At 57.4% G+C, this 737-nt stretch carries 1 protein-coding gene; it reads left to right on the plus strand.

The annotated features are described in order from the left end of the window. Window positions 1-361: 361 nt before the first annotated feature. Window positions 362-737: autoinducer binding domain-containing protein (locus EOC06_RS38140; RefSeq protein ID WP_206631379.1), on the plus strand; the 376-nt coding region annotated here is incomplete at its 3' end.

A 737-nucleotide genomic window follows, 5' to 3' on the forward strand; every position in this document is an offset into this window, starting at 1 on the left:
GCTTACAGGCGCTGCTTTCGTTTCGTTTCGCTAGCCTTCGTATCCTATCGTGCTCTCGTCCTTGATCAACGTTTTTATCAACTCGATTTTGGCCGGCACGGGAGAGGATCGAATACCGGCGACCCGCTGGAGAGGCTGAACACGGTTGTTGCGTCGGTCATGCGAACTGAGCATGGCAAATGTCCCCTACGCCGGAACGACCCTACGTCGGAACGAAGTGATCCGGTGTGAAGGCTGGTCCGCTTTGCCGAACCGATCGTAGCGGGCGCACCTCATGAGGAGTTGAAGGCCCGTTCTCGCCGCCTTGACTGGCCATCGGGGGATCACACGAAATCGCCGATGCGTTCAGGGAGGAAAACGAATGCAGCACTGGCTGGATAAGCTGACTGACCTTACCGCTGTCGAAGGCGATCAACGCAACCTTAAGGATGCTCTGGCTGGCCTGGCTGAACAGATCGGATTTGGCGGGTATGCCTATCTCAACATCCAGCCCGGCCATACGCTCGCGATTTCGAACTATCATCCAGAGTGGCAGTCAGTGTACTTCGGACGAAATTATTCTGCGCTCGATCCGGTCGTAGGACGCGCGAAAACCATGAAGCGGACCTTCACGTGGAGCGGCGATCAGGAGAGGCCGCGGCTTTCAAAAGCCCAACGCGCGTTTTACGCGCACGCGGCTGATTTCGGCATCCGCTCCGGCATAACCATCCCCGTCAGAACGGCGAACGGTTCGATGT

Origin of the sequence: Mesorhizobium sp. M7A.F.Ca.MR.362.00.0.0, from assembly GCF_004023175.1 — a bacterium.
Lineage (GTDB): Bacteria > Pseudomonadota > Alphaproteobacteria > Rhizobiales > Rhizobiaceae > Mesorhizobium.